28 protein-coding genes are annotated in these 26,809 nt (G+C 61.8%); 10 read left to right on the top strand and 18 right to left on the bottom strand.

Annotated elements, in window-relative coordinates:
* Positions 1–94: 94 nt before the first annotated feature.
* The 9 genes from F7R90_RS04870 to F7R90_RS04835 form a co-directional block, all read right to left on the bottom strand.
* Positions 95–1,162 carry a restriction endonuclease gene (locus F7R90_RS04870; protein WP_158056148.1) on the bottom strand — a complete coding sequence of 356 codons (1,068 nt, stop codon included), beginning with the start codon at positions 1,160–1,162 and terminating at the stop codon, positions 95–97.
* Between the two features lie 104 nt (positions 1,163–1,266).
* Positions 1,267–2,772 (bottom strand): BGTF surface domain-containing protein, encoded by a 1,506-nt coding sequence (locus tag F7R90_RS04865; RefSeq protein ID WP_158056147.1) that lies wholly within the window; start codon positions 2,770–2,772, stop codon positions 1,267–1,269.
* A 95-nt stretch (positions 2,773–2,867) separates the two neighbouring features.
* A complete protein-coding gene (locus tag F7R90_RS04860) occupies positions 2,868–3,401 on the bottom strand; it encodes a J domain-containing protein (RefSeq protein ID WP_158056146.1) in 534 nt (177 codons plus the stop codon).
* Positions 3,402–3,618: 217 nt separating this feature from the next.
* Positions 3,619–4,002, bottom strand: a complete 384-nt coding sequence (gcvH, locus tag F7R90_RS04855; RefSeq protein WP_158056145.1) for a glycine cleavage system protein GcvH — start codon at positions 4,000–4,002, stop codon at positions 3,619–3,621.
* A gap of 2 nt (positions 4,003–4,004) precedes the next feature.
* Positions 4,005–5,096: a glycine cleavage system aminomethyltransferase GcvT gene (gcvT, locus tag F7R90_RS04850; protein ID WP_158056144.1), complete on the bottom strand. Its 1,092-nt coding sequence runs from the start codon at positions 5,094–5,096 to the stop codon at positions 4,005–4,007.
* Between the two features lie 83 nt (positions 5,097–5,179).
* Positions 5,180–5,347, bottom strand: a complete 168-nt coding sequence (locus F7R90_RS22055; protein ID WP_192498401.1) for a hypothetical protein — start codon at positions 5,345–5,347, stop codon at positions 5,180–5,182.
* Between the two features lie 257 nt (positions 5,348–5,604).
* On the bottom strand, positions 5,605–5,805 hold the full coding sequence (locus F7R90_RS04845; RefSeq protein ID WP_158056143.1) for a hypothetical protein: 201 nt from the start codon (positions 5,803–5,805) through the stop codon (positions 5,605–5,607).
* A gap of 70 nt (positions 5,806–5,875) precedes the next feature.
* Complete coding sequence (locus F7R90_RS04840) at positions 5,876–7,582, bottom strand: Na+/H+ antiporter (RefSeq protein ID WP_158056142.1); 1,707 nt, start codon at positions 7,580–7,582, stop codon at positions 5,876–5,878.
* A 120-nt stretch (positions 7,583–7,702) separates the two neighbouring features.
* Positions 7,703–9,280 (bottom strand): S8 family serine peptidase, encoded by a 1,578-nt coding sequence (locus tag F7R90_RS04835; protein WP_158056141.1) that lies wholly within the window; start codon positions 9,278–9,280, stop codon positions 7,703–7,705.
* Positions 9,281–9,842: 562 nt separating this feature from the next.
* Here F7R90_RS04835 and F7R90_RS04830 point away from each other — a divergent pair.
* Complete coding sequence (locus tag F7R90_RS04830) at positions 9,843–10,286, top strand: NYN domain-containing protein (RefSeq protein WP_158056140.1); 444 nt, start codon at positions 9,843–9,845, stop codon at positions 10,284–10,286.
* 21 nt (positions 10,287–10,307) lie between these two features.
* Here F7R90_RS04830 and F7R90_RS04825 read toward each other — a convergent pair whose 3' ends face one another.
* Positions 10,308–10,760, bottom strand: a complete 453-nt coding sequence (locus tag F7R90_RS04825; RefSeq protein WP_158056139.1) for a hypothetical protein — start codon at positions 10,758–10,760, stop codon at positions 10,308–10,310.
* Between the two features lie 342 nt (positions 10,761–11,102).
* Between F7R90_RS04825 and F7R90_RS04820 the strand changes: the two genes are divergently transcribed.
* The 6 genes from F7R90_RS04820 (at position 11,103) to F7R90_RS04795 (ending at position 19,128) form a co-directional block, all read left to right on the top strand.
* Positions 11,103–12,332: a right-handed parallel beta-helix repeat-containing protein gene (locus F7R90_RS04820; protein ID WP_158056138.1), complete on the top strand. Its 1,230-nt coding sequence runs from the start codon at positions 11,103–11,105 to the stop codon at positions 12,330–12,332.
* 261 nt (positions 12,333–12,593) lie between these two features.
* Complete coding sequence (locus F7R90_RS04815) at positions 12,594–13,445, top strand: TatD family hydrolase (protein WP_158056137.1); 852 nt, start codon at positions 12,594–12,596, stop codon at positions 13,443–13,445.
* Between the two features lie 194 nt (positions 13,446–13,639).
* Positions 13,640–14,224 (top strand): DUF2150 family protein, encoded by a 585-nt coding sequence (locus F7R90_RS04810; protein ID WP_158056136.1) that lies wholly within the window; start codon positions 13,640–13,642, stop codon positions 14,222–14,224.
* A 53-nt stretch (positions 14,225–14,277) separates the two neighbouring features.
* Complete coding sequence (locus F7R90_RS04805; RefSeq protein WP_158056135.1) at positions 14,278–16,050, top strand: hypothetical protein; 1,773 nt, start codon at positions 14,278–14,280, stop codon at positions 16,048–16,050.
* A 61-nt stretch (positions 16,051–16,111) separates the two neighbouring features.
* Positions 16,112–17,449: a hydroxymethylglutaryl-CoA synthase gene (hmgB, locus tag F7R90_RS04800; RefSeq protein ID WP_158056134.1), complete on the top strand. Its 1,338-nt coding sequence runs from the start codon at positions 16,112–16,114 to the stop codon at positions 17,447–17,449.
* 686 nt (positions 17,450–18,135) lie between these two features.
* The gene (locus F7R90_RS04795) at positions 18,136–19,128 is read left to right on the top strand and encodes a winged helix-turn-helix domain-containing protein (protein ID WP_158056133.1); all 993 of its coding nucleotides are present in this window, start codon (positions 18,136–18,138) and stop codon (positions 19,126–19,128) included.
* On the opposite strand, the gene psmA is transcribed toward F7R90_RS04795, so the two are convergent.
* The 3 genes from psmA to F7R90_RS04780 form a co-directional block, all read right to left on the bottom strand.
* Positions 19,125–19,865: an archaeal proteasome endopeptidase complex subunit alpha gene (psmA, locus tag F7R90_RS04790; protein ID WP_158056132.1), complete on the bottom strand. Its 741-nt coding sequence runs from the start codon at positions 19,863–19,865 to the stop codon at positions 19,125–19,127. The two genes, F7R90_RS04795 and psmA, sit on opposite strands and share 4 nt — an antisense overlap.
* Positions 19,865–20,554 carry an Ntn hydrolase family protein gene (locus F7R90_RS04785; protein WP_158056131.1) on the bottom strand — a complete coding sequence of 230 codons (690 nt, stop codon included), beginning with the start codon at positions 20,552–20,554 and terminating at the stop codon, positions 19,865–19,867. The genes psmA and F7R90_RS04785 overlap by 1 nt, the downstream gene beginning before the upstream one ends.
* Before the next feature lie 112 nt (positions 20,555–20,666).
* Positions 20,667–21,380 (bottom strand): helix-turn-helix domain-containing protein, encoded by a 714-nt coding sequence (locus tag F7R90_RS04780; protein ID WP_158056130.1) that lies wholly within the window; start codon positions 21,378–21,380, stop codon positions 20,667–20,669.
* A 106-nt stretch (positions 21,381–21,486) separates the two neighbouring features.
* Here F7R90_RS04780 and F7R90_RS04775 point away from each other — a divergent pair, with 106 nt between their 5' ends.
* On the top strand, positions 21,487–22,194 hold the full coding sequence (locus F7R90_RS04775; protein WP_158056129.1) for a metal-dependent hydrolase: 708 nt from the start codon (positions 21,487–21,489) through the stop codon (positions 22,192–22,194).
* 62 nt (positions 22,195–22,256) lie between these two features.
* On the top strand, positions 22,257–22,787 hold the full coding sequence (locus tag F7R90_RS04770; protein ID WP_158056128.1) for a GNAT family N-acetyltransferase: 531 nt from the start codon (positions 22,257–22,259) through the stop codon (positions 22,785–22,787).
* A gap of 1 nt (position 22,788) precedes the next feature.
* Here the strand turns inward: F7R90_RS04770 and F7R90_RS04765 are convergent, their stop codons facing one another.
* Complete coding sequence (locus tag F7R90_RS04765; protein WP_158056127.1) at positions 22,789–23,361, bottom strand: transporter; 573 nt, start codon at positions 23,359–23,361, stop codon at positions 22,789–22,791.
* A gap of 144 nt (positions 23,362–23,505) precedes the next feature.
* On the opposite strand from F7R90_RS04765, the gene F7R90_RS04760 reads away from it, so the two are divergent.
* Positions 23,506–24,705, top strand: a complete 1,200-nt coding sequence (locus tag F7R90_RS04760; RefSeq protein ID WP_158056126.1) for a metal-dependent hydrolase family protein — start codon at positions 23,506–23,508, stop codon at positions 24,703–24,705.
* 17 nt (positions 24,706–24,722) lie between these two features.
* Here the strand turns inward: F7R90_RS04760 and F7R90_RS04755 are convergent, their stop codons facing one another.
* From F7R90_RS04755 to F7R90_RS04740, 4 genes are read right to left on the bottom strand one after another with little or no spacing between them, the layout of a single operon-like run.
* Positions 24,723–24,956 (bottom strand): DUF7385 family protein, encoded by a 234-nt coding sequence (locus tag F7R90_RS04755; RefSeq protein WP_158056125.1) that lies wholly within the window; start codon positions 24,954–24,956, stop codon positions 24,723–24,725.
* Positions 24,953–25,552, bottom strand: a complete 600-nt coding sequence (locus F7R90_RS04750) for a GNAT family N-acetyltransferase (RefSeq protein ID WP_158056124.1) — start codon at positions 25,550–25,552, stop codon at positions 24,953–24,955. The genes F7R90_RS04755 and F7R90_RS04750 overlap by 4 nt, the downstream gene beginning before the upstream one ends.
* Positions 25,542–26,147, bottom strand: a complete 606-nt coding sequence (locus tag F7R90_RS04745) for a GNAT family N-acetyltransferase (RefSeq protein WP_158056123.1) — start codon at positions 26,145–26,147, stop codon at positions 25,542–25,544. Before F7R90_RS04745 ends, F7R90_RS04750 begins: the two co-directional genes overlap by 11 nt.
* On the bottom strand, positions 26,144–26,725 hold the full coding sequence (locus tag F7R90_RS04740) for a GNAT family N-acetyltransferase (protein WP_158056122.1): 582 nt from the start codon (positions 26,723–26,725) through the stop codon (positions 26,144–26,146). The genes F7R90_RS04745 and F7R90_RS04740 overlap by 4 nt, the downstream gene beginning before the upstream one ends.
* Positions 26,726–26,809: the final 84 nt, after the last annotated feature.

Below are 26,809 nucleotides of genomic sequence, written 5' to 3'. Positions count from 1 at the left end.
AAAGCCTTCCCCGAAACCCATGTCCATATATGTCGTTGTTCGGCCGCCCACAGGGTAGTTTTATACCTCTCGAGAGTCGGAAAAAGAGCGACGATCAGGGTTCGCTGACGTTCGTCGGGAGACTCGTGTCGCGTTCGAACTCGACGTTCACCGGCGTTCCGGTCACGTTCGAGTCGTAGACGAGCGTCGCGTCAGCACCTTTCGGAATAGAGAACACGAGGGCGTTGTCCAGATACCGTTCTCCCGGACCGAGGGTGAAACCGGCAAAGAGTCGCTGTCCGGCGAGCGGTTGGTGGCCGTACGTTCGATTCTCGGTGCGGAGTTTGAACGAGGAAGCATTCAGTGGAACGTCGCTTTCGCCCTCGTTCGTGAAGTTGAACTGGACGACGACGAACTGTTCGCCCTTCGGCGGGTAGTACGCCCTGTCGTCGCTCTCGTTCGGGTCGATGGAATCGACACGTTCTGCGTTCCATCCCGCGTAGAGCGTCGTCGCGTTTTCGTCGGTCGGTGTCGCCGCCGTGGCGATGGGCGCGTCGCCCCCACCGCCGAGGAACGGGAGCGACGGCCCGAACAGCACACCGGCCGCCAGTAGTGCGACGACGAGCACCACGGCGATACCCGCCGTTCCTGAGACGGGGAGTGAAACGCCAGAGTCGCCACCCGCGAGGCCGCCGACCTTACCTGCGACCCCCTGAGCAGTCGCACGCACCTTGGCTAGCGGCGAGTCACCGTCTCCACTCGTATCTCCATCGCCACTACTGCCGCTATCGGTCCCGCCCGATTCTCCGGCGTGCTTCTTCAGTAGGTCGGTCAGACCCTGCTTCTCGACAAGCGTCTGTACGGTGTCGCCATCGAGCATGTCCACGTTCGACCCCTGTGCGACTTTCTCGGCGTGCTGCGAGAACGACCCAGCGGCGACGATGGCCGACTCCTCGACGCCGTAGTTCTGGCACAACGAGGCGAACTGCTGGACCTGTTGACCGCCGACTTCGCCAGCACTGGCAGGAACCGCCCAGAGGAGCCCCTCTTCGCCGGTCTGGGGACGTTGGACCGCGACGAAACACTTCCCGTCGTCCTGCTTGAGTTGTGTCTGCCAGCCCTGCTGGTCCCAGAGAGCCGCTACGAACTGTCCGAACGCCGTCTTATCCATACTCTGTAACATTCTAGCACCGCCAGAGACCGCCGGACGAAGTACCCGCGCCGTCCGCTTCCTCAGTCGTGTTGTTTGTCTCGTTCGCGTTCATGTCTACACTCCCCGTATAAAAATCATCGCCCCGACGACCGCCGCGCGAGAAGCACTGCGCCAGCGAGCGCAACGATGGCTAGTTCGACTCCGAAGCCCGGCACCAAGCTCTCGCCGCCTTCCTGGCTCTGACTCGCGTTTTCGAGTGGCCGCTCGGTGAGTGGCGATTCGGTCGCCCCGATGGCCGCCTGGGTGTACCCCGCCGTCGTGGCGGGTGTGGTCGGTTCTGTAGTCGTCGTCTGGACAGGCGTGTCGGTTTCGTCGGGTGTCGTTGTCGGCGGACGCGTGGTGGTCGGCGGGGTCGTCGTCTCGGGAGTCGTCGGCTCGCCACCGGCGACGACGCCGGGGACGGACTTCTTCCGGTCTGAGTCGGGAAGCCGAATCTCGAACGCTCGTCCCGGCGACACGTCACTGAAATCAAAATTCGTCGCGAACGTTCGGTCACCCCGGACCTCCACTTGCTTCGTCATGAACAACTGCGGAAGCGTCTGGTTTCGGACTGTCAAATTAATAGTCGATCCCGGAGTGAGCGTCGTCTTCCCCGATATCGTGGTCTTGCCGTCCACGACGACTTCCTCGCCGGCCCCGTTTCGATTTATCTTTGTCCGGCGCGGCACCGTCTTAAACGAAGTACTCACTCGTTCGCCCTTCTCGCTAGCGAGCGGTCTCTTCACGGAGAACGTGACGTTGTAGCGCTCCCCCGGGCCGATTCCGTGTTTGTTGGTGTCGATAAGCACGAAGAATCCTTCGCCAGACTTGTTGGCAATGAAGTACGTAGCGTCTTCGCTGGCCCAGAACTCGTTGTGTTCTTCGTTCAGTTCGCCACTGGTCTGCGTGAACTTGAGTTGGATGCCGTCGCCGTCGTGGCCGTCGAGTTTCTCTTTCGTCAGCATCCCCGAGAGACCAGATGCGTTGACGTGAATAGACACCCAATCCTCGTGCGCAACCGAACCGTTGTTCCACGGCTCAACCGTCTGTTTCGGGAGGTCGGTGATTTCCAGATTTTCGACCTGGGACTGGAGTTTCTCCGGGGCGATGCGAGTCTCGATACTGTTCGTCGCGCGCTCTTCGATGATGAGCTTCCCGATGCCGATTTCCTGCCCGTTGTCCATCGTCACGTTCATCTCGTACTGAGCAGCCCCTAACGGCTTGTCGAGCGGCGTCGGTGCCGGATTGTTGACGACGGTGCCGCCGTCGAGTGCGGCTTTCATCGCTGCTGTCGAATCTGCCATCCCGGCTTTGTACGTATTCAACTTCAGTTCAGTCGTTCCCGACCCCACTTTCACCTTGAGCCAGAATGCTGTATCTTGCGACCCGATGTTGACGTAGCCACTCTTCGGCGAATCGACGGTAATTGTGGCGATGTCACCGCGATGTTCGTGAACGACCTGCGGTGTGAACGATGCGTTAGGCGTGAGTTCGGCCGACTTCGCGCTTGGCGCACCACTCACTAGTGGCGGTGTCGTCACAGCGAGGAGGACGATGGCCACTGCGAGGGCGGTACCGAACTGGGTCTGTCTCTCGAACATGGGGGATGCGGCGGGGTCGCCGGAAAGTAACCGAGGTGTTATGAGTCATCCCTAATAAATTCGTGTGGTGACACTGCCTCGAAAATTATGTGTTCTCAGCTACGGTTCTGCAACCGCTCGTAGGCTTCTTGCACCTGCTTGAACTGCTCTTCGTCGCCATCTTCGCTGTCGGGGTGGACGGCCTTGACCTTCTGGCGGTAAGCCTGTCGCACCTGTTCGGTGTCGGCGTCGGGTGTGACACCGAGCGTGCGAGACGCCTCGGTGACGCTCGGGCCAGAATTGGGCTGGTTCGGCGGTCGGTTTCGAGTTCGTCGATTCCCCCGCTGGCGGCCTTGCTCCCTCGCGTCGAAACCACTACCGAACCGACTCCGCTCGGAGAACGACTCGCGCGGACCCGCACCGAACCCGCCAGTTTCTGTGGTTTCGTCGCGGTACTCGCCCGCTCGGCCCTGCCGTACCCGCTCGGCGAGGCGACCACTGGCGTGGTACCAGATTAGGTAGGCGGCCACGGCGAACGGTAGTGCAACCGCAAAGAAGACCGGACTGTAGACGAACCCCAAGACGAACTGCACCGTGGCGAGTCCGGCGAAGACGGAGGCGAGTCCGAACAGGAGCTTCGTCTGCTTCACTCTCGGTGAGTTGGCACCGGGGCATTGTAAGACTCTCGCCCCCCTTTTTTGTCGTCGGATGCGCTGAGGGCCTTCGGCCCTCGCGCACTACTCCTCGAAAAAATGTGCACCGTCAGAGCTACTCTCTGACGAGTCTTGCTTCGTACGGGAAAACGTGACCGGCGCTGGGGCTATCAGTGTTCGGCGAACCGTAGCTATGTAAGGAAATTTAACTATCCTACTCGATTTGCTCGCGGTACTCCCCGGCGCTGAGCAGTTCGTCGAGACCGCTGTCGTCGTCGAGTTCCACTTCCAGCATCCACCCCTCGCCGAACGGGTCGTCGTTGACCAGTTCGGGTTGGTCGTGTAGGGCCTCGTTGACTGCGACGACGGTGCCGTTGACAGGCGAGTAGAGGTCCGAGACGGCTTTGATGGACTCGACCACGCCGAACTCTTCGTCTTTGGTGAGTTCGTCGCCCTCGCTGGGGAGTTCGACGAACACCACGTCTCCGAGTTCGTCCTGCGCGAAGTCGGTGATGCCGACCTTGGCGGTGTCGTCTGCGTTAGTTGCCCACTCGTGCGATTCCATGTACTTCCGGTCGTCTGGTACTTCGAAGCTCATTGTTAGTTGTCGATAAATGGTGTGCTCGCTACCTTTGCCTTTTTGGACTGCCCGCGGACCATCACGCGAACGACCGTGCCGGGGTCTGCGTACTCCGTCGGTACGTAGCCCAGCGCAATCGGTTCGTTCAGCGTTGGACTCATCGTCCCGCTGGTCACTTCGCCGATGACGATGTTGTCGGTGTTGGTCACGTCGTAGCCGTGCCGCGGTACTCCGCGGTCTACCAGTTTGATGCCGACGAACTCGTCTTCGACGCCCTCCTCCTTGACCTGTTCGAGTGCGTCGCGGCCGACGAACTCGGTGTCGAGTTTGACGGTGAAGCCGACGCCCGCCTCGTATGGGTCTCGCGGGTCGTCCTCGTGGTCGAAGTCCTGTCCGGAGAGCAGGAAGCCCATCTCCATGCGGAGCGTGTCACGCGACCCGAGACCGCAAGGCTGGCAGTCGAGTGCTTCCCACACGGTCGTTGCCTCGGTCGAGGGAAGAATCAACTCGAAGCCGTCTTCTCCGGTGTAACCGGTACGGGCGACCCAGCACTCGACGCCAGCGACCGAGACGTACTTCGCCTCGAACTTCGAGAGGTCGGAAAGGGAGTCCTCCGCGACTTCACCGAGCAGGTCGGGGGCGTCTGGTCCCTGCAAGGCGTACATCGCATACTCGTCGGTGGCGTTGTTGACCGTCGCGTCCAGGCCCCACTCGTCGCGGTAGGTCGTCCAGCGGTCGTGCATCTGCTCGTCGTGACCCGCGTTCGGGACGAAGAGGTAGTCTGCCTCGTCGTCGTCCGGGAGTCGATAGACGACCGAGTCGTCGATGACGTGTCCGTCTTCGTCGGTTATCATCGAGTACTGGGAGTCGCCAGCGTCGAGCGCGGTCACGTCGTTGGACGTGAGCCGTTGCATCAACGCTTCTGCGTCCGGGCCGGTCACTTCGATTTCGCCCATGTGGGAGACGTCGAAGATGCCGACTGTTTCGCGGACGGCGCGGTGTTCGAGCTTTATCGAATCGAACTCGACGGGCATGTCCCACCCGCCGAACTCCGTGAACGTCGCTCCGCGCTCGTCGTGAACGTCGCGCAGTGGCGGTTTCCGAAGGGTCATACCCTGGAGTTGACCCCCCTGCAAGTAATGTTTTGTTTTCCCGGGACGGGAGACTGTACGCCAAGCCGAGTTAATCGAACAAGTTACGCTGGTTCGACGACGATTTCGCCGTCTTTGAGTTTGTAGACGAGACGGTCGCCTTCTTCGACCTCGACGCCGTCTTTCTCGAACTCCTCACGAACTGCTTTGATGAGGCTGATTCGCCATCGCTGGGTCACTGTCGTCGTGCCGAGTATCTTCTCGTCGCTCATCTACGCGTGTCTTCGATATCGGTATTGTTATGGACTCTTAGCTATTTCGACTATATCGCCTAATATATCTATAAAGTCGAAAAATCAACGCCACTCACGGCAGTCGAATTACGATTCTACTATCAAACTAGTTAGATTACTGAACGACCACGATAGCTGTCGTCTCTCGACCCACGTCGTCTTCGCAGTCACACCGACATTCGAAAGTCGCCGTTCGCCGCTCAACTGGCCTCAACGTCGCACCGAACCGTGGACCGCTACGTCGAAATAGATGCGGCGTAGCGGGCCAACAAGTCCGAACCATCTGCACCGACGTCGGTGCTCTCACAGGCTGGACACTGCGTCGAAAGCGACAGTTCGGGCGACGACGGCCCGTCCGAACCGTCGGTCGGGACCGTCACAGCGAAGTCGGCGAGCAGTACGAACGCGTCGGCGTGACCGCAGTTGTGGCAGTTCATAGCTGTTGGACCGGCAGGTGGGTTCTGCACGCCGGTCGCTCCGAGTTGGTCGCCTCTCGGTACTTGAACCTTAGTCGTCGGTTGCTTCCGCGTCGCCCCCGAGGCCGAACTCCGCCGCGCGAGCGCGCCAGAACTCCTCGAAGGCTTCCTTTTCTGGGTCGTCTCGAACCGTACTCTCGCCGGTCTGGACGTGGTCGAGTTTCAGGTCGAGTTCTTCGAGCAGACGGCGACCCACGTCGTCGCTGATAGTTCCGGTTCGCATGGCGTCCATGATTGCGCTCTTCTCCTTCTTCAGCACGCGTCGCTCGCCGACGAGCAGTTCCTCGCGGCGCAGTTCGGGGTTGTCCGCGAGCAGTTCGGAGATAGCTTCGTTGAGGTCCTCTTTCTCGCGCTCGTACTCGCCGCGGAAATCCTCGTACACCGTTCGCGAGAGGTCACCCGCGTCGTGCAGTCTGTCGGCGGCGTCGAGCGCGGCATCCACTGCGCGGGCGCGACCGATGAGCAACTCGTACAGTTCCTCGGCGTCCGACCGGGTGACGATGTCGAGTCTGTCCATCACATTCTCCATCGAGAGACCCTGCACGACGAGGCTGAACGCCGCGACGCCGAACACCATCGCGCGGAGTTCTTCGCGGAGCGGGAACGGCGTGCCGTCGGGGAGACCCAACACCAGCGCGATGGGAATCGACCCGTGGAGACCGCCCCAGACCATCACGTGGCGATAAGAGAACGGAATGTCGGGCGACGTGAGTCGGTTCGTCACCGCGGTAATCGGGTAGACGACGGCGGCGCGCGCGAAAATGACGAGCGGGATGGCCGTCAGGATGAGCGGCGCGTGTTCGACCATCTGATTGATTGGTGTCTTCGCTCCGATGAGCAGGAAGATGAGCGTGTTGACGAGGAACGCCGCGGTCTCCCACGTGTTGAAGATGGATATCTTCGTCTGGGCGCTCATCGCGTGTTCGGCGGCGGGGTTACCGATGAACAGACCCGCCGTGACCGTGGCGATGACTCCGCTGACGTGGAGGTAGTGTTCGGCGAGCAGGAAGCTCCCGTAGGCGAGAATAAGCGTCAGTACGATTTCGGTCATGTGGTCGTCCAGTCGGTACATCACCTGATAGACCGCGAGTCCGGCGACGAGACCGACCAGCAGTCCGCCGCCACTGGAGACGAGAATATCGACGGACGCCTGCCCGATAGTCGAGGGCGTGACTAGTTGTTCGAGGTTGGTTCCGCTCTCTTGGGACTGAAGCACCAGCCCCAACAGCGTCGAGAAGATGACGACGCCGACGCCGTCGTTGACCAGACTCTCGCCTTCGACGAGGACAGAGAGTCGCTCGGGCGCGCCCAGTTCCTCGAACAGCGCCAGCACCGAGACTGGGTCGGTCGGGAGGATCATCGCAGCGAACAACAGCGAGATGAGCAATGGGAACCCGAAGGCGTAGCTTCCGACCCACCCCAACAGAAGTATCGAGAGAATCAGTCCTACCACTGCGAGGACGATGATGGGCACGAGATTCGCCCGGAAGCGTTCGAGGTCGGTCGTCGCAGCCCCTTCGAACAGCAGCGGCGGGAGCAACACGAGCAGGATGAGGTCGTGAGACAACTGGATGTCGATTCCGATACCGAGTATCGACACGACGAGTCCAGCGAGCAACAGCGCGATAGTGTAGGGGAATCGCCCGACTTTGGCGACGAAGACGCCGACGCCCGCAGCGATGACGAACACCGCCAACAGGTCGATGAGTTCCGCGGCGATTCCGGTCTCTGCGGCCATGTCCCGGGGTAGGTGAGGGCGACAATTAAATGCCAAGTACATCCGACCAGCGGCGCTCTCCGGTTGAACCGCTACGGTGGTCGAAAAGAACGGAAAAAGTCGGGAGTCGAAGGGGTCCGATTAGTTCGTCTCGGTGATGGTCAGGTCGTAGCTGCCCGAACCACTGTAGGAGTCAACGTCGATCTGCATCGCCGTCGAGGTGTCCGGATTGTCGATGGTGATGGACTCCTGGCTGTTGGTGCTGTAGGAACCGTAGTCGTAGTTGCTCGGGGTCGCGTTCGACGTGGTGCCCGTGTTGATGTAGAGGTCGAAGTCGGCGTCCGACGGTCCGTCGAGGACGACTTCGACTTGGCTCGGCGAGCTGTACTCCCAGCTCCACGTGTAGTCGTCGTAGTCGTAGGAGCTACTGAGCGAGCCACTGACGGTTTCGCTGGTCGAGTCGCCGCCACCGCCGCCACCGCCGCCACCGCTGCCGGGTTCGGTGGTGACTGCGTTGAAGGCGTTGACTTGACCGGAGCCCTGCTTGTCCGAGGAGAGACCGATGTCCTTCGCCGTGTTCTTGAGGTGAGTACGAAGCTCGGAGTTCGTGAGGTCCCACTTGGCGAGGGTCAGACCGGCCACACCGGACGTGACGGGGGTTGCCATCGAGGTACCCGAGAGCCTCTCGTAGGTACCGCGGGTGTCGGTGGTCGTCGAGAGAATGTCCACACCGGGTGCGCAGAGTTCGACCGAGCTTCCGTACTGCGAGAACGAAGCGAGATTCTCGCTGTCGTCCACCGCGGAGATGGCCATACATTCGCTGTAGGCCGCCGGGTAGGAGACGGAACTGGAGCCGTCGTTACCGGCCGCACAGATGATGATGGCACCTTGGTCCTGCGCGTAGCTGACGGCGTTCTTCATCGTGTCGGTGTAGCCACCGCCACCGAGGGACATGTTGATGACGTCCGCGCCCTGGTCTGCGGCCCACTCGACACCGTCTGCGATGTCGGCCGTGGAACCGCTACCCTCTTCGCTTAGGGTTCGGGCGTTGATGAGCGAGGAGTTACCCTGTCCGGCGACGCCTGTGCCGTTGTCTACGACTGCTGCGGCACAGCCGGAGACGTGCGTCCCGTGATACTCGTCCTGCATCGAGTCGGGGTACGGGTCCGAGTCGCTGTCAACGAAGTCGTAACCCGGGTTGGACTTGTAGTTCGCCTGTAGGTCGGGGTGGTCGTACATGGCACCCTGGTCCACTACGGCGATGGTGACGTTGGAGTCACCGAGCGTCGTGTCCCACGCGTCGTCGGACTGGACCTGTTGGGGTGCGTACTGGTCGCCGAAACGCGGGTCGTTCGGCGTCAACTGCGTCGTGTGCGTCGCGTTCTTCTCGGCGTACTTGATCTCTTCTTTCTGCGTGATGGCGTCGATGAAGCGTTCGCGAGCGACTTCCGGAGCCTGGCTCGGGAACTTCACTGCGACGTAGCGGAGGTTCTCGTTCTTGTGAACGATTTCCGCGTTGCCGGGAATGTAGCTCGAGACAGTACTTTCGATGTCGCCTGCACCTGCAGAGACACCGACGAGAATTTCGTCTTCCTTCGGACCGGGAGAACGGCCGGGAGTCGCGGCCGTGACACCGCTAAATGCGGCTGCGGCACCCACCGCACCAGTTGCCTTCAGGAAGCTACGACGATCGAAACCCTGTGTGCTTTCGTCTGACATGCTGCGTCCTACACAACCTCACAGCGTTATTTAAATCTTAATCTTTAGTTGTAATAAGTTGTTGGGGCAGTATAGTTATTTATCTCACACATGAGTGAACAAGTATTATGGGAACTGATATCAACGTACTTTGAGTTTGTAACGAGTTATTCGGGTGTTGAATACAAATCACGTTGGTATATCATGGGACTACATTTATACTCCGGAGGATAGCGCAATCGGGGAACCTAGTCGAAAGTACCGAATCCACAGCTTTTCACCAAGAAAAATGTGATTTCAAATGAGTTTTCAATTATATATCAAAAATGTTTGGTTTCTGCGTCGAGAATAGACCGATGCTGTGAATTTCGCCCGGTGTATCGAACAGCGATACTTCGAAATCTCGTTTTGGTTCGCAGAAGGCGGGCCCGCTGAGGGGTCAAACAGCGACCCTCATGCTCTCAGTCTCGCAAAACGAGACTGAGAACGCCGGAGTGTCAAACCGCGACACTCCGTGTCCCGAACTTTGCAAAGAAAAATCCGGACCGCCACGGCTAAAGCGGACGATGCGCTATCGACGGTTATGAAGCCGTTACGCTCGTTTCTCTCAGGGGAGCCGTCCGTCGCGCTGTTCGTGGACGGCCCGAACGTTCTTCGCGAGGAGTTCGACGTCGATTTAGAAGACGTGCGTGCCGCTGGTGAGGAGTTGGGGCAGTTGGCGGTTACGCGGTTGTACGTGGACGAACACGCGACGCCCGGACTCATTCAGGCCGCGGAAGCCCACGGGTTCGAAGTGACAGTCACCAGCGGCGACGTGGACGTGAAACTCGCGGTCGATGCTACCGAGTTCGCGCTCGCGAACGGTCTCGACGTGCTGGCCATCGCCTCGCGGGACACGGACTTCAAGCCGGTACTTGAGAAAGCGGCTCGAAACGGAATTCGAACCGTCGCCATCGCGCCCGGCGAGTACGGACGTTCCGACGCGCTCCAGAAGGCGGCCCACGAAGCGTATACCATCGAGAAGTGACCGGTTCTCACTTTCGGAGGACTACCCCAATCGCTTCACTTCGACGCGGTGCGGTCCGTCTACTGTTCGAAGTTCGACCGACTCGACGAGTGCGTCTGCGACTGTCGCGCGCCAGTCGGCGACGGCTTCGACCTGCCGCTCGTGATGGTGCTCGACGGAGAACGACTCGTCGGGATTCGACCGAATCGCGTCTTCAGTGTCGTCCGGCGTCGGGTAGTCCGGGATTCGCGTCTCGTCTACGAGTCGGGTGGGCGAGACGTGGACTGCGCCGGTCTCCTCATCTACGTCGCTCGTTCGACGAGACTCCGAGTCGGCGACGTGCAGTCGCGCCCGCATCCGCCCGGAGAACGGCGGCGTCACTCGAAGGACGGGACTGCGCGCGCTTCGGCGGTCCGCCTCGTATGCCGTCACCACGTCGTCGGCAGTGACTGCGATTGAACGAACGTCGCGCGGGTCGGTCTCTCCCGCGACCATAGCTTTCGTCGGAACTCCACGCCCTTTAGCGTTCGTGCCGGAGAGCGGCCCAGCACGTCGTTTTCTGTCTCGTTCACAGACTCTCTACGTAGACAACCCGTCTCGTGAGAGCCAGTAACACAGTATGCCCAGAACATCGACATATATGGAGATTTATAATCTAAGCATTTGACCCCTAATAATAGCTGTCCAGTTGAATCGAACATTCTACAGAATAAGCTTCCCGCCGGTATTGTTGTGAGCGACACTGGGAATAAAGGTAACGGCCGAATTGGAAAGACACAGCAGAAAGATACTCGATCTGACAGCGATACAAATCTGACGCGTCGCGGACTGTTCGCTTTGGCAGGGGTCGCAGGCATGGGTCTCGCAGCGTCGGGGAGCGTAAGCGCCCACGGAACTACGGATACGGGCGGTACGAGCGGCTTCTCGGGCTTCGATACCGTCCACATCGTCGGCGACGGCGATGGGATGTACACGACGATTCAGGGAGCACACGACGACCTTCCGGGCGACGGCGCGGGCGCCAACGGTGCAGTCGTCATAGCCGACAGCTACGATTCGAGCGACGAGCAGTTCCCCGTCGTAGTTGACGGCTACGCCGACATTCGGGGGATGTCGAACACGGGAACCGTCATCTACAACGGCGACTCCACGAAGAACACGTTCGTGTTCACGGCGACCGAACAACACAACACCGAGTCGCCGATGCTCAGCAACGTCCGACTCGCTGGCGGTGACAATGCAGTCGTCGTCGAAGGCCACGTCGGTGCGACTGTGCAGGACGTGACTATCTGGGGAAGCAACACCGGTATCAAAGTCACCGACAACTCCTACTCTCAGACTTGCTACGACAACTACTTCCGGAATATCTGTATCTCCGGCGTCGAGGGCGACGGCGTCTACGTTGCGAACAACACCGCACCGCACTCGCTGACGTTCGACAACGTCAACGTCTATCGCGCGGGTCAACACGGTTACAACCTCCGACAGGCGGGAGCAGACACGGTGGTTCAGAACTCCACCATCCAGCACGCAGACGACTGGGGGATGCTCATCGAACGGAGCATCTCGCTGACGCTCCGAGATCTCTACTTCGAGCGCAACGCCGAGAAGTACGCCTCCGGTTCCGGCAACAAAATCGACATCTGCTTCCACAGCAACGGTCCGAACCACGACTTCCTCGTGCAGGGCTGTTACTTCAACGGCATGAACGAGACCGTCTGTGCGATTCACTTGAACTCCGGCGAAGCCGGCGAGATTCGGAACTGCCGGTTCAACCGCTACGACGACGGCTACCTCATCCAGGACGAGGAACACACGGACCTCAACGTCGCCCGCTCGACCATCACGACGGACGGTAGAGAGGCCCACTTCTACAACGACGGCGATACGTGGGGCAAGCGGACGCGCCAAGACGGCATCATCATGAGCACGGACCTCTCGACCACCGACGGGAAGTTCGAGGCGGACAAAGGCATCCACGACGGGTCCGGCAGCGCACCCCAAGGGATGGCCTTTTGGCTCGACGGTCAGTGGGTCAGTCAGGTTGACGGAAGCATCATCGGCTAACTCGGCGCGACTCTCCGAGCCGCGTCGAGGTCGATTCGCCACCGAGCTGGGTATGGCAGACCGACCGAGCTGGGAACTCGGTCACCGCGATTGGCAGTAAATCATCGCACATCTTCGCGCTGGCACGCGAGTGCGAAATCGAACACAGCACGCTCTGCGCTGGCAGGCGCAGCACGCCACCGAGCTGGCTACGGCAGTTACGTGGGGCCACGGGGAAGTGAAACCACTGCGGTTTTTGATTTTCGGCGCGTATTCTCGCACATGAGCGACGACCTCGGGACGCCGGTGTTGGACAATCACCTGCACTTAGACCCCGAACACGGCCGCGGTATCGAGGCGGTCAAGGACTTCGCGCGGAGCGGCGGCACCCATCTGCTCGTCGTGAACAAACCCTCGTGGCTGCTCGGCGTCGAACCCCAGGAGGGCGATGATTTTCGGCCCGTCTTCGAGACGACCATCGACGTGGTCGCGAGCGCAAACGAGATTTTATCTGGTCGCGCGTGGCCAGTCCTCGGCGTCCACCCGGGACTCGTCTCGAAACTCGTAGATGACCGCGACTTTGCTCCCGACGAAGCACGCGACCTGATGCAGGCAGGTCTCGACTGCGCGGCCGAGTACGTCGCAGACGGCGAGGCAGTCGCACTCAAGACTGGACGACCACACTACGACGTGACCGACGCCGTCTGGGACGCCTCGAACGAAGTCCTCCGGCACGGTCTCGAACTCGGTGCCGACGAGGACTGTGCGGTCCAACTTCACACCGAGGGGACCGACGACCTGAGCGAAGTCGCGGAGTGGGCCGAAGACGTCGGCCTCCCCGCGGAGAAGGTCGTCAAGCACTACGCAGGCGGCCGTCTGAAGGGGCCGACGCCGAGCGTGATGAGCGAGAAAGACCGCTTGGAAGTCGCGGCCGAGCGCGGCGACCCGTTCCTCATGGAGACCGACTTCGTGGACGACCCCGACCGGCCGGGCGCGGTGATGGGACCGAAGACGGTTCCCCGGCGCGTGCGATGGATGCAAGAACGGGAGTACGACGACGCGATACGAAACGCACACGTCGAGACGCCCGAGCGCGTCTACGGGTTCGACACCACTGCGACGTTGGACCGGTAGACGCGATAGCGACGTTCGAGCGGGAGGTGTCCCCCGATTTAAAACCGTCTGAATACCGAGATATCGGTGAACGCGGCTATCGCGTTTCTCAGCCGATTGAAGCGTCCTCAGTGCCGAAATCGCCGAAAAGTTCAGTTTTCGAAGCGAAAGTCAGCCTCGCAGGATTTATGAACCGCGCAACGCTCGATGATGATATGAGCGCGCCTCCCGAGGAGTTCTACTCCGACGAACGCTGGCAGAACTGGCTCGACCGCATCCGAGAGGAGGACATCGACCCAGAGAACGAAGACTCCGCTCGCCTCTTGCTCAACCTGCAAGACGACGTGGCTATCGCAATCGCAAAGATCGTCACCGCGGCCGACGACGGCGCTATCGACGACGAGGAGGCGCTTTCGGAACTCGAAGACATCCGCGAGGTCGTCCTCTCGGAAGTCGATTTCGGCAACGAAGAGAAAGCGATGCTCATCGACGGCGTCCAGACGAGTCTCGTCTGCGTCTTCTACGCCGCCGAGGAGTACGTCGCCAACGGTCCGGCCGACGACGCACCCGTCGAGGAGTACGTCATCGAGGCTGGCAAGGCCGAAGAAGCCGAGGACTTAGATTCGGCGCTCGGACTCGTGGCCGCGGGCGGCACGCGCATCATCGACGGCGACGAACTGGACATGTCCGTCACCGAAGAGTTAGAGTACGGTCTCGTCACGGAGTGGGTCAACGGTCTCGACAGCCTCCAGAGCGCCATGAGCGACCCGGAAGTCGTCGAAGAGGAAGAAGACGAATAATCGGTCGCATAACAGACGGCATTTTTATTTGTCTCCCCTGAAAGAAGTCGGTAGTGCGACTTCGAACGGACGAGCGTGGGGTGACTGTTCAGATTGGCACGGTGTTGCTGTTCGCCGTGTTGGTCGTCCTGTTATCGACGTATCAGGCCCAAGTCGTCCCTCAAGAGAACTCCCAGGTGGAGTTCAAACACAATCAACAGGTCCAGAACCAACTACAGGACCTGCGCGACGAACTCCACCGCACCGCCGCCACCGACAGTGGCGGGTCGGCCTCGATTCCGCTCGGCACGCAGTACCCCGTTCGAGCGCTGTTCGTCAATCCACCGTCGCCCTCCGGGACGCTCCGGACGACCGAACTCGGGACGGACAGCAAAGTGAGCATCGAGAACGCAGTCGCGTCCGGTGAGACCCGCGACTACTGGGACGGTTCCACGCAGGAGTTCTCGACGCGCGGACTCAGTTACGAACCGAACTACCACGTCTACCAGAACGCGCCGACCACGGTCTACGCGAACGGCGTCCTCTACAACCGCTTTGACAGTGCCAAGACCGTCGTCGCGGGCCAACGACTCGTCAAGGGCAACACGCTTTCGTTGGTGACGGTAGACGGCACGCTCTCGAAGTCCAGCAGTCAGTCGCTGTCGGTTTCGCCGACGGCCGTGAGTGCGTCTACCCGAACTATCGCGGTTCGAGAGAGCGGTGACCCCATAGAGTTGACCGTGCCGACGGAACTCTCAGCGACGATGTGGGAGGAGACGTTACTGGAAGACGAATTCGACGGCAGTGATTCGGACGAGGACGCGTACGTGCAGGCCGTCGAGAGTGTGCCGGGCGAGGATGCGGTCCGCATCGTTCTCGAACCCGGAACGTACGAATTACAGTTGGCCAAAGTCGGCGTCGGAAACGACGTGTCGGGCGTCGAACCGCATTACGTGACCGATGTGTCGGGTGACAATACGAGCGTCGCCGAGAACAGCACGCGGAAACTCGTCGTGGAAGTGCGCGATCGGTACAACAACCCCGTCACGGGTGCAAGAGTGAACCTCTCGCTGGTGTCGAACGACTTGCCGGACCGACTCCACTACCGTGGTGAGGTGGGAGAGACGCTGACGGACGTCCGAACCGACGGACAGGGCCAAGTCGAACTCCGCTACGAAGTAGACGAGTTCGACGGTGCGAATCGTCGGGTGAAAGTGCGGACGAGCATCGCCGACGTGCCACCGACGAGCGGCGAGTTCGAAGACGGTGCCCAGGAGAACCTGACGTTCAGACTTAGCGTCTACGGCGTCGGCGGTCCCGGAAACGGCAACGGACCGGGTGGACCGACACCGACTCCCGGCGGAATCGAGTACAACCGAGACGCAGTCGCCGTTGACGCCGACAACGAAGGGACGCCTGCGAGCGTCCGGTTCAGTGTCACGAACAGCTACGATCAGCAATTGACGATTACCGACGTGGAAATCGACCCGAAGCGCGGGAAAATAAAGCAACTCAGTGACCCGTCATCGAACGAAGGCCAGTGGGAGAGCGAGTTGTACGTCGATGCGGATACCCGAGACGGAATCAACGACGTTCCCGGCGGCGCCGACCTCCCGACGTCCCTCGACATGAGTGAGTTCTACTGGCAGACCACGCCATCCGTCGAGCCGGTCTTGTCCGGCGGGAGTACAGCGACCTTCTCCCTCATGCAGTTCCTCGAAGGAAACGGAAACAACCCGCAGCAAGCGGACATGACCGGCGAAACGGTGTCGGTCCGAATCACCTACCGATTGGCGAACGGAACCGTCGAAACCGAGGAGTTGACCATCGAGGCAACTGGCGCCTAGTTCGACAACCGTCGAATCCGCTATCGACAAAATCATATAGCCCACTGACCGACAAGCGCACATGACAGCCGTCGGTATCGACGCCATCGAAATCTGGACGGGGAAGCTGAAACTGGACCTGCCGAACACGTTCGCGCCCGAGAAGGGCGAGGACCCCGAGAAGTACACGAAAGGACTCGGACTAAACGCCAGTTCGTTCCCGGACGCTCACGAGGACATCGTAACGATGGGCGCGAACGCGGCCCACCGACTGATGGACCGCAAGGGACTGACGCCCGACGACATCGGCCGCATCGACGTTGCCACCGAGAGCGCGTTCGACAACTCCAAGCCCGTCTCGACGTACATCGCGGGCTGTCTCGAACAGGTGTACGACGGGGACTTCCACCACGCGAACAAGGGCGAACGCAAGTTCGCCTGCGTCGCCGGGACGCAGGCCATCGACGACGCCTACAACTGGATCAAAGCAGGCCGCAACCGTGGTCGCTCGGCGCTCGTGGTTGCGACTGATACGGCGCTCTACGCCCGCGGCGACCCCGGCGAGGCGACGCAGGGTGCGGGCGCAGTCGCCATGCTCATCTCCGAGGACCCCAGCGTGCTGGAACTCTCCACCGAGCAGGGGTACGGCTCTGCGGACGAGACGGACTTCCTCAAACCGAACCAGCAGTTCCCGAGCGTGGACGGCAAGCGCTCGATGCAGGTGTACCTCGCACGCATGCGCGAGGCAGTGGAGGACTTCGAATCCGTCTCGGGCGACACCCATCCCGACGACTTCGAGTACATCCCGTTCCACACGCCGTTCCCCGGTATGGTTCGGAAGGCTGGCCTGCTCGGTTACCGCCACATGATTCGAGACACCACCGTCGAAGAGGAACTGGCCGACGAAATCGGCTTCCAGCCCCGCGAGGACGAGTTTGAGGACCGCGAAGCCTACGAGGAAGCCATCCGGGACTACATGGACAAACTGAAAGAGACCGACCAGTACCGCGAGTGGTACGGCAACACCATCGACCCGACCCTCTCCATCTCCCGCGAGGTCGGCAACTGGTACACTGGCTCGGTCCACATCGCCCGCGCCAGCGCGCTCCGCCACGCCCTCAACGAGGGCATCGACCTCACAGGCAAGCGTCTGTTGGTCGGCTCCTACGGTTCGGGCGCACAGGCAGAAGTCCACGCCGAGACCGTGCAGGACGGCTGGAAGGACGAAATCGAGGCGAGTAACATCGACGCCCAAATCGAGGACCGCTACGACCTCTCGTTCGAAGAGTACGAGAAGGTCCACGACCGACACAACCACGACAAGACCATCGAGATCGAGGACTTCACGGTTCCCGACGGCGAGTTCGTGTTCACCGGTCGCGGGCGCATGAACGAGCGAATGTACGACTTCGTGGAATAAAGCGGGCGTTTGGTAGCGGTAGTTTCTGTTTTCTTTGTTCTTGTCTTGGGATGGCAGATGGGTTAGTTGGAGCTAGTTACTGCCATCAGCAGTTACTGCCATCAGCAGGTGGAACAGGACGGAGAGATTGACGACAACGAGAATAGCACTGATGCCGGTGCAAAGGCGAGACCGCACAGCACCGCCAACCGCATCAGCCACACGTTCGCGGCTCCACCGCTCACTAACCGAGGCCCGCTCTCCGCACCACCGGAGGACAAACCGCGTCCGCCGAGGCCACCCTCGCATTCGCTCGCGTGACCGCCCGCGCGCCTCGCGTCCCTCCCCATCCGACTGCGTTGCTCAGTACAGACGACGCGCTCCAGCGCGTCGTCTGGGCCTGCGCTACTCATCCCTCGCGCGAACAGGTCGCACACCTCGTGGTGCGACCTGTTCGCGCGAGGGATGGAGAGTTCACTATCGTTACTGCCGGTGGAACAGCCACCCGGAAACAGCCAGTGAACCAGACCACACGGGCGGGACTTTCTGGGCGGCCATGGTCACGATGACTTCTGCGGTTCGTAGCGAGCGGGCGGGGGCTTTCGAGGTGGTCACAATCACCTCTCCTTCTGCTGTTCGTCGGTCGTTTCCGGTCAATACCCCATCTAGCCATGAGTTTATAAACGAAGACGCCCGACTTCCATGGTATGAGCGATGCCGGGGCCGAGGACGTTGGCGAAGTCACTCCTGAAACGCCACCCACCGAAACCCCCGAACCCACCCCCGAAGTCGAGTCCGTCCCGGCGAGCGACGCCTTCGACGCGCTCGGCAACGAGGTCCGGATGGCAGTCCTCCGGGCGCTCGTAGACGACGCCGACGAATCCGTCTCCGGCACTACGATGACGTTCTCGGAACTCTTCGAAGAGAGTTCCGCCGACACGACTGCCGGGTTCGCCTACCACCTCCGGCAACTGACCGACCTCTATCTCCGCAAGACCGGCGAAGAGGAAGACCGCTACGCGCTGACCTACGCCGGGTTGCAGGTCGCCCGCGCCATCGTCGCCGGGACGTACACTGACCGCGTGTCGTTCGGGCCAGTCGAGATGGGCGAGGACTGTCCGCTTTGCGAGGATGGGAACTTAGCCGCGACCTGCGAAGCCAACTACGTCACGGTCGCCTGCACTGACTGCCGACAAGGAATTCTCACGCTGCCGTTCCCGCCGGGTGCCCAGCGCGACCGTGATACCGCCGACCTCCTCGAAGCCTTCGACCGCCACCATCGCCACCGCCTGTCGGTCATGTCCGACGGTATCTGTCCAGAGTGCGCGGCGAAGATGGACGCCACGCTCGCACTCGTGGGCAAACGTCAGACCGGTACCTCCACGGAAACCGACGCGGACTCTCAGCAAGCACAAGTCACACTCGACTGCCAACAGTGTGGTTGCGAACTCAACTGTCCGGTGACGCTCGCGGTCCTCGAACACCCTGCCGTGATAGCGTTCTACCACGACCACGGCGAGAACGTCCGCGACCGGCCCATCTGGAACGTCGGCGACGAGTGGCGGGAGACGGTCCTCTCGACGGACCCGTGGTGCGTGAGGGTGAGCGCGCAACTAGACGACGAGGAGTTAGGCGTCTTCGTCGCCGGAGACCTCACCGTCGCCGAGACGCGCCGCCGGAACACACAGCAGGCCAGCTAAGACGCTTGCTGACCGTCGTCCAGCAACCCGAGCGCGTCGAGTCGCTCGCGACGCTCGTCCTCGTCGAGTTGCCGGTATCCGTTCGCGTTGGTCACTGTCGCAATCCCCACGTCCGCAGTGTCGAACCCGTCCTCTGTCGGGGCCGCCAGTGCCGACAGCGCTAAATCGACGCCCGATTCGAGGTCGGCGTCCGCGACGTACTCCGCTTCGAGGTAGTCCTGAATCTCGGCGCTGTTGCGGCCCACCGCCGCGGCGTTCCACGCCGAGGGCGTGCCGCTGGGGTCGGTCTCGTAGAGTGCGGGTCCCGAGTCACCGATACCGCCCACGAGCAGTGCCGTACCGAACGGCCGCGCACCACCTTTCTGGGTGTACTCCTGCACGTGGTCGGCCAGTTCCTTGGTCAGCGTCTCGACGCCGAGCGGTTCGTCGAATCGGAGACGCTCCCGCTGGGCGGCCTCGCGCGCGAACTCGACCAGTTGGCGTGCGTCTGCCGCGTGGCCCGCGCTGGCGACGCCGAGGTGGCCGTCGATTTCGTGCAGTTTCTCGACGCTATCGGGGTCCATCAGCGACGACCGGACTCTACGGCGGGCCGCCAACACGACGCCCTCTCTGGTCTTCACGCCCACGCTGGCGCTGCCACGCTTGACCGCTTCGCGGGCGTACTCGACCTGATACAGTCGCCCGTCGGGCGAGAAGATGCTCGTCCCGCGGTCGTACGCCTGCTGGTTGTCTTGCATCAGGCCACCTCCCCGATACTATCGTCACCAGCGACGCTCGCTGGGTCCTCGTAGCTGTCGAGTTCGACGCCATCGGCAGTCACTTCTGCGAGCGTAAGGCCGTTCCCGCTCGCAGTGTCGCGTTCGCTGGCCGATTCGATGGCGCGGGCAGCGACGACTCGCGCCTCCTCGATGGTCATCTCGGCGTCGAACTCGCGTTCGAGGACGCCGTAGGCCAGTTGCATGCCACTGCCGCCAGCGGCGTATGGCGACTCGGTGACGCCACCGCCGGCGTCGAAACTGTAGACCTGTTGCCCGTCCGAATCGACGCCGCCCAGGGTCAACTGTGCGGCGCGGTACGGACCGTGTCGGAGCAGGTTTCCTGCGAACGTCGCGGTGGCGTGCATCGACGGCGGGTTACCTCGGCGCGTCTTGTAGAGGTCCACCTTCGAGCGGAGTTGCCGGACGTACTCTTGGAGTTCGCCGACAGCGCCGGAGAGCGTCAGCGCGGCGGTCGGATGCACCTGCTCGACTTTCTGCATGTCTTTGCTGCTGACGAGACGGCCACCGAGACTCGCGCGCTGGTCGGCCGCGAGGACGACGCCGTCCGCGGCCGTGAGCGCGACGGTCGTCGTACCGGTCTTGAGCACGTCGGCCCCCGCGTTCGGCGAGTCCGTCCCGAAGTTCGGGGAGTTGGTTGGGTCGGGCATCGATAGTTGGTAGACGCTACGACTCAAAAAATGTTAGCTAAAATATATTTTAGCTGGAGAGGTGTAGGCAACGTCTGACGCGAGGTGGACGACGGTCAGAAAACGAGCGAACTCAGGGTAACTCCCGCAGCGACTCCAATATCTCGTCCAGCGGGTCGTCGGTAACCGCCAGCGAGAAGCCGTCGAGTTGGGCCATCTTCGGCGCGTGGTCCCACAACGCCTCGCGGTCGATGCCGTGAAGGACGACGGCGTTCGGCGTCGGGTTGACGACGCGCATGGCGACCAGCGGCGACTCCCCGCGCGTGACGTTGGTGAACATCAACGCTCGACTCGTACTCTGGCCGTAGAGGCGGTAGAACTCCTCGCTGGACAGTCGCGTGATGGCTTGGATGCTGTCGATGACGGTGTGGCCTGTCACGTGGTCGTGGTCGCCGCTGGTGAGTTCTGTCGCGCCGATGGCGTCGTAGAAGCGCTCCAACTGGAACGTCGTCGGGTACTCGCGCAGGTCGCTGACGATGTCGCTCTCGAAACCGGCCGAGAGGACCCGAGCGTACTGGCGGATGCGGTCGCCGCCGCGCTGTTCGTCGATGTCGAGCAATGCGTTGACTATGCGCGCGACGACCCCGATGCCAGGACTCTCGCGGCGACCGCTCTCGTAGTCGCTGATGACCGACGACGACACGTCGAGGTGGTCCGCGAGGTCGGTCTGGGAGACGCCGAAGTCGGTCCGCCACTTGCGCAGGGTCGCGCCGGGGTCCTCCGAGAGCGTTATCTCTCCCGCGACGCGTTCCGCGAGGTCCGCGCGGGGGTCCGTCGATTCTGTCATACACCGGGATGTGCGGGTGTGCCGGAAAAACGTATCGAAACTGGGGTTCGGCGAACGTCGAACACTCCGGGAAACTGATATACGTCTTCCCGTCGCATGGCAGACGATGCCATCGACGCTGGTCCACGCCGCACTCGCGGGACTCGTCGGCACTGCCTTGCTCACCGACCACTTCGACTGGCGGGCGATACTCCTCGTCATGTTCGCCACCGCGGCCATCGACTTGGACGTGTTCGTCGGCATGGTGTTTCCGGGCACTCACCGAGCGGCGTTTCACACGCTATTACTTCCGCTTCTTGGGGCTCTCCTGCTGGCCTACGACCTTCGGTATCGTGAGGAATCCCTCCTTCACAAGCGGTGGGACAATCGCGGTGTGAGAGTCGCGTGGGTAAGCGTCGTCGCCGTCACCTTCGCCGGAATCGGCCCGGACCTCTTCTTCAACGGTGCGAACATCCTCTACCCGCTCCACGACCAGTTCTACGACTTCTCGGGGAAAGTCGTCTACTCGACGGAGCGCGGATTCGTCCAGACGCTCGTGGAACTCGACTTCGATTTCAGACTCGATTTCTGGGCGGACCGAGCGGCCGAGAGCAGTCCGAACGCTACCGGGAAGGCCAACGCGAGTTCCGAGCAGACCCCACCGCCACCTTCGACCAAGAATACTCACTACAGCACCGGAGTAGACCCCTCGCGAAACACCGAGAAACAGTCCGTCGAGCGCGTCTTCCACATCTTCGCCTCCGGCGAACGCTTCCTGCTCGCGCTGACTGGCTACCTCGTCGTGACGCTCCGCCTGTGGATGGAGCGCGAGTGAAGACTGCGCTACGAGTTCGCCACTCCACAACCGCTAACTCGTACGCACGCCAACGATTGCGCATGGACGACGTAGCAGTGCGACCGTACGACCTAGACCGAGACGCCGAGGACCTCTGGGAACTCAAACGCGGCTTCGAGTTGGGTCTCGGGTCGGGTACCGGCACCGACGACAAGCAGGAAGTCTACGAGGCGAAACTGGACGACGACTATCGCGAGCGGTATCTGAACTGGGCGCGCTGGTGCGTCTCTCACGACGAGCGGTGCGTGCTGGTCGCTGAGTCGGCGTCCACGAACGCCGACTCCGCATCGGCGGGAGAGAGCGAACTCCTCGGCTACGTCTTCGTCCTACCTCAGCAGTTCGCCATGATTTGGGACGCCGCCGTGTTGAACGAGATTTTCGTCCGAGCGGAAGCCAGAGGGACCGGAATCGCGGACGAGTTGATGGCCGCCGCAGTCGCGTTCGCCGAGTCACAGAATTTACCACTCGACAGACTTGTCCTCGACGTGGACCGGGAAAACGACCGTGCGCAGGCGTTCTACGAGAGACACGGCTTCGAACACTGGGGCGAGATGGTCGCCCGAGAACTGTAGGTCACTCCAAGTAACTCGGCACGACTCCGCCGAGTCCGCCGAACACGACCGGATAGACGACGCCAGCGAGCAATATCGCGGTGACGGGGTCGGGCGCGATTGCGGCGTCGGTGTCGCCAATCGCGTGACTCGTGAGGAACGCCGCCCCGATTGAGAGAGGAAGGTAGCCCAGCGCGAGCGTCGCGCCCGATTTGGCGCCTGCGATGGGGTCCTCGCTCCGAGTCAGGCCGTACGCGACGGCTATTCCGGCAAGTATCAAGACGAGTGGCGGCAGCACGAGCAGTGCCGTCGGGCCCTCTTCTGCAGTCACGAGGTTGACCGTCTGCGTGGCACCCGTGATGGTCGGTGCCTTCGCCGCGACGAAGTGCGCGTTCATGAACAGCCACGCGACGCCCTTCCACGTCGGCACTGCCTCGCCACCGAGCAGTTGCGAGATGAACCCGACGCCTTCCAACGTCTCGGCGACTGCGTTCGATTTCCATACGTACGCGACCAGATAGCCGAACAACCACGCCGCGATACCGCCGACTGCACCGCGACCGAGGGGGAGAGAACTGTCTTCGAAACCTGACATAGTCAGGCAGTCTAACCGAAGCAATGAGAATATTGCGGCCTCTGGACACTGCGATGACACGACTGTTCGCCCGAAAACTATCCGCTCGACGCGCGAGAGCGTGGTTCAGTAGATTCAAGGGATGCCAACGGAAAGTTTCAGGAAATGATTCTACGCGACGTTCGCCTGCTGGACGGGACGGGCGAACTCTACGAAGAAGCGGCGGTCCAGTTCGACCGGGAGAGCGGTCGGATTACAGCGGTCGGCGACGCGACCCCCGGTCCCGAAGAAGCAATCTACGACCTCGCTGGCAAGACCATCGTCCCCGGACTGGTGGACGCACACGTTCACTTCTCGCTCTCGGGCGAGGCCAGCGTCGCAGAGGTCGTCCAGATGAGCGAGGCCGAACTGATGCTGGTCGAAGCGCGAAACGCCCGCAAGACGCTCCAATCGGGCGTTACCGGCGTCCGTGCGATGGGTGCGAAGGACTTGGACGTACTCCTCGCAGAGCGAATCGACCGTGGTGACGTGCCCGGCCCGCGCATGGTGGCGAACTGCCGCTCGATCACGATTACGGGCGGTCACGGCCACCACCTCGGTCGAGAAGTCGATGGGCCGACCGACTGCCGACGTGCGGTCCGCGAACAGGTCAAACAGGGCGCCCAGTTCATCAAGTTCATGGCGACCGGCGGGGTGACCACGCCTGGAACCGACCCCGACACGCCCGCGTTCACGCCCGAGGAGATGGACGCACTCGTGGACGAAGCACACCGCCGCGGCGTCCACGTCGCCACGCACGCCCACGGTGCGGAAGGAGTCAAAGCCGCAGTCCGCGCTGGCGTCGATACCGTCGAACACGGGACGTATCTGGACGACGACGCCGTCGAGATGCTCGTCGCCGAAGACGTGACACTCGTGCCGACGCTTTCGGCACCGTACCGCATCGTGCGCAACGCCGACCACGCGACCGACGAGAGCCTCCAGAAGACGAACGTCGTCTACGAACGCCACATCGAGTCGTTCCAGCGCGCGGTCGAAGCGGGCGTCGAAATCGTCGGCGGCACCGACGCCGGGACGCCGTTCAACTACCACGGAGCGAACGCCACGGAAATCTCGTTCATGGTCGAACACGCGATGGACCCGATGGATGCTCTGGTCGCCATGACCGGCAAGGCGGCCGACGTAATCGGGTTGGAAGACGCCGGAACGCTCGAAGCGGAGAACTACGCGGACTTCCTCGTCCTCGATTCGAACCCACTCGAAGACACCGCCGCGATTCGAGAGCCACGAACCGTCGTCAAAGGCGGCGAAGTCGTCGCTGGCGAGCAGTTCGGTGCGGGTGGCGTCGGCGAACGCAGTGATTGAAAGTCAACGAACAAAACTCAGTGAGTAAAGACGAGGATTCGACTCTCCTCGCGGACGACGCAAAACCGACCGTCGGGTCGGTTGAAGCTGTTTTCGAGCTGTTCAGATATCAGGAGTTCGGAAAACGGATCCTCGCAGGCTGGACAGACGGCGTCCTTCTTGTTCTCCCATAGTTGTCTGTCGCCCGTGTCGTTGTGCAGTTTGAGCTTGTGTCGAATTTTGTGCACGTCGAAGGGTTCGGGGTCGCTCATCGGTTTCGTTCGAACTGTCCGCGCGAGATGATATAACGGTGGTAGTCGTCTACTCGGTCGCCCATCGGGACGTGGTTTCGGAGGAGACCCTCGTACTCCCCTCCCCACCGCTCGACGTACTTCTCGATGGCCCGTCGGGAGTTCTCGTTTCCGGCGTTACAGCCAGTCTCGACGAGTTCGAGGTCGAGTCGGTCGAAGCCGAGTTTCAAGAGCGCGCCTGCGCGTTCGCCCGAGTATCCGCGCCCCCAGAACGGCTCGCGGAGGATGCAACCGAGTCGGCCCATCCGGCGGTCCCAGTCGAAGTGGAGGTGGGCGGTTCCGGCGATTTCGCCAGCACCCTGCTCGTCCTGCGTTGGCCGAACGACGTATTCGGCGGCGTCACTGTCGTTCCAGCGTTCTTCCACGCGCTCGATTCGGTCGTGGGCTTCCTTCGGGACACACCACGGTTCTTGGGGGATGTACTCGAAGATTTCCGGGTCGGCTTCGCCGCTGGCGAAACAGTGGTGGAAATCGAGCGTATCGACGTTCTCGCGGCAGAGTCGTTCGAGGACGAGTCGCTCGGTTTCGATAGTCTCGGGAAAGAGGTCACTCGTCACGCGATTCCTCCCACTGCTCGCGGGTCACGGAGTACCGGTGGCAATCGACCGGGCCGTCGGGGCCCATCGTCCCGTTCCGGAGTAGTCCCTCGTGTTGCCCTCCCGCCTGCTCGACGTACTTCTCGATTGCGCGTCGAGAATTCTCGTTGCCGGTCTGGTGGTTCACCGTGACGACTTCCAAGTCGAGGCGCTCGAAGGCAACTTCGATGAGCGCCAGCGCGCGCTCGCCGGAGTAGCCACGACCCCAGAACGGCTTGCGGAGCCACGTACCGAGAGTCGCGGTGCGGCGGCCCCAGTGTGGGTGGAGTCCGGCCGCGCCAGCGATTTCTCCTGCACCGTCTTCTCCACCTTTCGGACGGACGACGTACGTCGCGTCCTCGCCAGCGTGCCATGCGTCTTCGCGCGACTCGACGAACTCCAGCGTCTCCTTCGGCGTCTCGTGTGGCTCCCACGAGAGGAACTCGGTTATCTCCTCGATGTGCGGGTTCTGGTGCGAGCAGAGGCGATAGTACGCCAGCACGTCCACGTTCTCGGTGGTGAGCGGTTCGAGGACGAGGCGGTCGGTCTCGATGTGCTCGGGGAAGAGGTCGCTCATCTGGTTTGCTCGTACTCGGCCTGCGAGATGGTGTAGCGATGCGCATCGGCGACCTCGGGTCCACTCCACAGGTTTCGGAACCGACCTTCGTGGCGGCCACCGAAGCGCTCTGTGAACTTCTCGGTCGCTCGCTGGGACTTCTCGTTGCCGTGCTTGTGGAGGATTTCGACCAGTTCGAGGTCGAGACGTTCGAACGCCACGCGAGTCAGTTCGGCGAACGCCTCGCCGTAGTAGCCTCGGCCCCAGAACGGCTTGCGGAGCCAGATGCCCAACTCGCCGGTGCGACGGTCCCAGTCGGGGTTCAGACCGACCGCACCCGCTATTTCGTCGTCTTCCTCCGGCCTGACGCGCACGGCGTACTCCGCGTTCTGGGCGTCGCTCCACTGCTGTCCGAGTCCGTCGAGGAACTTCTTGGTCTCCTTCGGCGTCTGGTGTGGTTCCCACGGTAGCGATTCGGTGACCTCCTCGATGTGCGCTGCGTCCGCAGAACAGAGTTCGTAGAAGTCGAGTGGGTCTACGTGGTCGGACGTGAGCGGCGTCAATGCCAACCGCTCGGTTTCGAGGCGTTCGGGGAACATGTCACCGACGACGAAGGCGGTGGGTAAAAGCGTTGTCTGAGGGTGTTAGGGTCCCCCACACGGACCAGGCAAAACTCCGCGGTC

This window comes from Halorussus halophilus (genome assembly GCF_008831545.1).
Lineage (GTDB): Archaea > Halobacteriota > Halobacteria > Halobacteriales > Haladaptataceae > Halorussus > Halorussus halophilus.
This window is presented reverse-complemented; position numbering and strand designations above follow the sequence as displayed.

Bases quoted from the DNA above. Each gene is read 5' to 3' on its own strand.
- F7R90_RS04870 (WP_158056148.1), bottom strand. From the start codon at position 1,162: ATGTTACAGAGTATGGATAAGACGGCGTTCGGACAGTTCGTAGCGGCT.
- F7R90_RS04865 (WP_158056147.1), bottom strand. From the start codon at position 2,772: ATGTTCGAGAGACAGACCCAGTTCGGTACCGCCCTCGCAGTGGCCATC.
- gcvH (WP_158056145.1), bottom strand. From the start codon at position 4,002: ATGAGCTTCGAAGTACCAGACGACCGGAAGTACATGGAATCGCACGAG.
- gcvT (WP_158056144.1), bottom strand. From the start codon at position 5,096: ATGACCCTTCGGAAACCGCCACTGCGCGACGTTCACGACGAGCGCGGA.
- F7R90_RS22055 (WP_192498401.1), bottom strand. From the start codon at position 5,347: ATGAGCGACGAGAAGATACTCGGCACGACGACAGTGACCCAGCGATGG.
- F7R90_RS04845 (WP_158056143.1), bottom strand. From the start codon at position 5,805: ATGAACTGCCACAACTGCGGTCACGCCGACGCGTTCGTACTGCTCGCC.
- F7R90_RS04840 (WP_158056142.1), bottom strand. From the start codon at position 7,582: ATGGCCGCAGAGACCGGAATCGCCGCGGAACTCATCGACCTGTTGGCG.
- F7R90_RS04835 (WP_158056141.1), bottom strand. From the start codon at position 9,280: ATGTCAGACGAAAGCACACAGGGTTTCGATCGTCGTAGCTTCCTGAAG.
- F7R90_RS04830 (WP_158056140.1), top strand. From the start codon at position 9,843: ATGAAGCCGTTACGCTCGTTTCTCTCAGGGGAGCCGTCCGTCGCGCTG.
- F7R90_RS04825 (WP_158056139.1), bottom strand. From the start codon at position 10,760: ATGGTCGCGGGAGAGACCGACCCGCGCGACGTTCGTTCAATCGCAGTC.
- F7R90_RS04815 (WP_158056137.1), top strand. From the start codon at position 12,594: ATGAGCGACGACCTCGGGACGCCGGTGTTGGACAATCACCTGCACTTA.
- F7R90_RS04810 (WP_158056136.1), top strand. From the start codon at position 13,640: ATGAGCGCGCCTCCCGAGGAGTTCTACTCCGACGAACGCTGGCAGAAC.
- hmgB (WP_158056134.1), top strand. From the start codon at position 16,112: ATGACAGCCGTCGGTATCGACGCCATCGAAATCTGGACGGGGAAGCTG.
- F7R90_RS04795 (WP_158056133.1), top strand. From the start codon at position 18,136: ATGAGCGATGCCGGGGCCGAGGACGTTGGCGAAGTCACTCCTGAAACG.
- psmA (WP_158056132.1), bottom strand. From the start codon at position 19,865: ATGCAAGACAACCAGCAGGCGTACGACCGCGGGACGAGCATCTTCTCG.
- F7R90_RS04785 (WP_158056131.1), bottom strand. From the start codon at position 20,554: ATGCCCGACCCAACCAACTCCCCGAACTTCGGGACGGACTCGCCGAAC.
- F7R90_RS04780 (WP_158056130.1), bottom strand. From the start codon at position 21,380: ATGACAGAATCGACGGACCCCCGCGCGGACCTCGCGGAACGCGTCGCG.
- F7R90_RS04775 (WP_158056129.1), top strand. From the start codon at position 21,487: ATGCCATCGACGCTGGTCCACGCCGCACTCGCGGGACTCGTCGGCACT.
- F7R90_RS04770 (WP_158056128.1), top strand. From the start codon at position 22,257: ATGGACGACGTAGCAGTGCGACCGTACGACCTAGACCGAGACGCCGAG.
- F7R90_RS04765 (WP_158056127.1), bottom strand. From the start codon at position 23,361: ATGTCAGGTTTCGAAGACAGTTCTCTCCCCCTCGGTCGCGGTGCAGTC.
- F7R90_RS04760 (WP_158056126.1), top strand. From the start codon at position 23,506: ATGATTCTACGCGACGTTCGCCTGCTGGACGGGACGGGCGAACTCTAC.
- F7R90_RS04755 (WP_158056125.1), bottom strand. From the start codon at position 24,956: ATGAGCGACCCCGAACCCTTCGACGTGCACAAAATTCGACACAAGCTC.
- F7R90_RS04745 (WP_158056123.1), bottom strand. From the start codon at position 26,147: ATGAGCGACCTCTTCCCCGAGCACATCGAGACCGACCGCCTCGTCCTC.
- F7R90_RS04740 (WP_158056122.1), bottom strand. From the start codon at position 26,725: ATGTTCCCCGAACGCCTCGAAACCGAGCGGTTGGCATTGACGCCGCTC.